The following is a 3,403-nucleotide window of genomic DNA, read 5'->3' as shown; positions in this document are numbered from 1 at the left end:
CGATGTTCACGATGAACTTATCGCCAAAATGAAGACCTTAGCCGAGAAAATAGTTGTCGGTAATCCACTCGACCCCGCAACTGGCATGGGCCCTATTGTTTCGGAGCAGCAGTTTAATCGGATTGAGGCCTATCTTAAATCAGCTCAAGAACAAGGCGCCCACATCGTCACCGGGGGGAAACGGAAAGTTGTTGTCGGGTTCGAAAACGGTTATTTCCTCGAACCAACCATTATCAGCAATTGCCAAAATGATATGAAACACGCTTGTGAAGAAATCTTTGGTCCCGTTGTTTCTATCATAAAATTCACCGAGCTAGACGAAGCGATAAACATCGCAAATGATTCAATATACGGACTGTCGGCCGGCATTTGGACCGAGGACATCGTTGGCGCCCAAGCTGTTGCTCGGCAACTCGAGGCCGGCTCCGTTTGGATAAATGACTGGCATATGTTGCGCACCGACGCACCTTTTGGCGGAATGAAGCAAAGCGGCTATGGCCGGGAAATGAGTCATAACAGCCTCAACTCGTATACCGAATTGAAATCGATTTCGACAGCGTTTGAACGCGACCCAAGCAAGAAATCAACTTACCACTTGGTCCATACGTTTTAAGGCCCGTGACCCAACTGCTAATTGAACGCTAATTATTAATAGGATACCAGCATGTCTAGCTCACACTACTATCAGTACAATATGCGCAGCACAATTCATTGCGCCGCAGGCTCCGTTATTCGTCTACCCGCGCTATTTGAAGGCATGGGCGCCAAAAGAGTAGTACTATTTAGCGATATTGGCCTCGAGCAGGTCGGCATCGTAGATCAAATAAAGGCCGTGTTCGCCAGCTGCTCTAGCAATAAAGCTGTTCTTGTCGGCGTTTACACCGGAATTAGCCAAGACGCAGCCTGCGAATCGGTAAACGCTGCGACTGCTTACGCCAGATCTGTAGCAGCCGATGCCATTCTTGCAGTCGGCGGCGGCAGTGTCCTAGATGCCTCAAAGGGCGTCAAATACTCCCTTCAACACGGGGCAACAGATATCGCCGACTTACTTCAGAGCGGGATTAAAATTGATGCTTGGCCAAACTGTCAACACTCAGGCATCCCCCACATCGGCGTACCTACCACTGCCGGCACAGGAGCAGAGGTTTCACCGGTAGCGGTGTTCTACAATGAAGCCCTAGGTATCAAAACCAACCTTGTGGCTCCCTTTTTAGAGCCCGACATGGCGGTGCTAGACGGAAATCTGTGCTTAGGGCTCCCTGACTTCCTCACCGCAGCGACGGGAATGGATGCTCTAACACATGCAATAGAAGCAGTCGCTTCGCCAACCGCGAATGCCATGACCGACGCACACGCATTTCATGCCGCACAAATGATTGTCGAAAATTTGCCCAAGGTAATCGATAATGGCAAGGACGTTGTTGCACGCTCAAATATGCTGCAGGCGAGCAGCCTAGCCATCGACGCCTTCTGCGGCAGTCTTAACGCAATCCCCATACACAACTGCGCCCACGCATTCGGCGGCATGTTCCACATCCCCCACGGAGACGCCAATGCCGCACTTCTTCCGGTAGTAATGGAAGCATGTTCTGAATTTTATGCCGGAAAAGGGCAGCGGCTCGCTAAAGCACTTAACCTTTCTCAAAATGGTAGTGACCAAGAACTATTGGGCAACTGCATTAGCTTTTTAAAGGACTTCCAACAACGCATAGGTTGCACAACCAACTTTAAGCGCTGGGAAGTCAACCAAGATAAGCAAGATGCTATTCACCATGCCATTGCATCTGACCCCGCAGCCATGTTTTACAGTATTTCCCCAGCAGCGATGGCTAAAATAATTCAAGCCGTGTGCTGAGGGTTGATATAAAACAGCGTAATTTATCTGTATTAGTTTACTCAAATAGCATGGATGCTTTGATATTCCTTTCATTACATATACCGGAGAAAGTAATGCCACATAAGCTATTTTCGTACTCAGCTTTAACCGCCATACTATTCGTTGCACCAACACTGTTGTGCGCTCAGACCCTAGGGGCTGGCGCTCTTCAGGGGATCATCAGTGGGATTAGCGGCACCTTAAATCCTCTCGGTGGCGAAATTTCAGGAAGACTAGTTAAACCGCTTCAAGCGACCACGGCTTCCCTCGGTTTAAATTCCTCACCATTATTTAATGTACTGCCAGGAAACCCCCTCGTTATCACCTATGGCCTGCTTTTGCAGGGCCCTGAAGAAGCTATCCTTGTCAACGACCTACTAGAAGGGGATCTAATCATTAAAGGTCTTCTCTCAGGCTTACCGGGTGGCGACACCATACGCGCGACTTACCAGAATAATTTAAAAGAACTCCTTCCCACCCCTTCATTAGCCAACGGGCTTATTGATTCACAACTGTAAAACACCACATGGAACTCGCCCTTAAATGCGGGCGAGTATTTCCACACCAAAATCACAGCCAACCTAGGCCAGCACAAGTAGAATTAATCTCACATCAAGTTCACCCACCGAAGAAGCATATAATCAACTGCGCCGAAGCGACTGCGCAAGCAACGAAAAGCCCACTGCCGACACCGGAGTGCCACTCATTCCCTGAGTAGGCAATTCAGTTAATTCTTGCTATGCTCCGAGCAAATTAAAGATGTAGCCAAAAAGATAACAATACTTAGTATACCTGTGAGACCCAATGACTGCACGCGTACGAGCCAGCTGCCTAAATAATTTCGTATCCTTGATCGAGGAGCTGCAAGGTAATGCTGATGATTTATGCCTCAAAGCTGGTATTAATTACCATCAGCTAGATCAAGAAGATTATTTTTTCCCATATCAAAGTTTTATCGATCTACTTGAGCTAAGCGCCACAAGCCTAAATCGACCCAATATTGGCCTACAACTTGCTATGCGACAGGATCACTCCATTCTTGGGCCAGTCGCTTTTCTAGCACTATCTTCTCACGATGTCAGGACGGCATTAATAAGTGTAGGCAAATTTTTATACCATTTCACCCCCGCCATTTCACTCACATTGAGAGAGCGTAAAGACCAGGCAAGCTATGTCTGTATAGATCTCATTAACGTCAACGCCAATAACAGCCGGCAAGCAATGGAGCACACTGTGGCTTGCACGCTGCATATTATTCATTTACTTACTGAAGGAAAATTTAAAGCGCGAGCCGTTCATTTCCGTCATTCAAATATTGCTCTCGAAAAGCACTATCAAAGTGCGTTCAACTGCCCAGTGATGTTTACTCAAAATCATGATTTGATTGAACTCGATACCGATTTTTTAGATGTAAAATTGAGTTCCCAAAATCCTCAGTTACACGGCTTAGTATCTAGCTACCTTTCAATGGTAGAAATAAATTCCAATTCCACAAGTAAACCTAATTTATCGACTAGTAAGCAAGCT

At 47.0% G+C, this 3,403-nt stretch carries 4 protein-coding genes; all 4 read left to right on the top strand.

Features of this window, described 5'->3' with window-relative positions:
- Positions 1 to 613: aldehyde dehydrogenase (locus ABYP33_RS18045; RefSeq protein WP_373092635.1), on the top strand; the 613-nt coding region annotated here is incomplete at its 5' end.
- Between the two features lie 51 nt (positions 614 to 664).
- Complete coding sequence (locus ABYP33_RS18040) at positions 665 to 1,855, top strand: iron-containing alcohol dehydrogenase (RefSeq protein WP_373092633.1); 1,191 nt, start codon at positions 665 to 667, stop codon at positions 1,853 to 1,855.
- Positions 1,856 to 1,950: 95 nt separating this feature from the next.
- Positions 1,951 to 2,394, top strand: a complete 444-nt coding sequence (locus ABYP33_RS18035; protein WP_373092631.1) for a hypothetical protein — start codon at positions 1,951 to 1,953, stop codon at positions 2,392 to 2,394.
- Positions 2,395 to 2,680: 286 nt separating this feature from the next.
- A partial coding sequence (locus ABYP33_RS18030) for an AraC family transcriptional regulator ligand-binding domain-containing protein (protein WP_373092630.1) occupies positions 2,681 to 3,403 on the top strand: 723 nt, incomplete at its 3' end.

The organism is Zhongshania sp., from assembly GCF_041584495.1.
Lineage (GTDB): Bacteria > Pseudomonadota > Gammaproteobacteria > Pseudomonadales > Spongiibacteraceae > Spongiibacter.
This window is presented reverse-complemented; position numbering and strand designations above follow the sequence as displayed.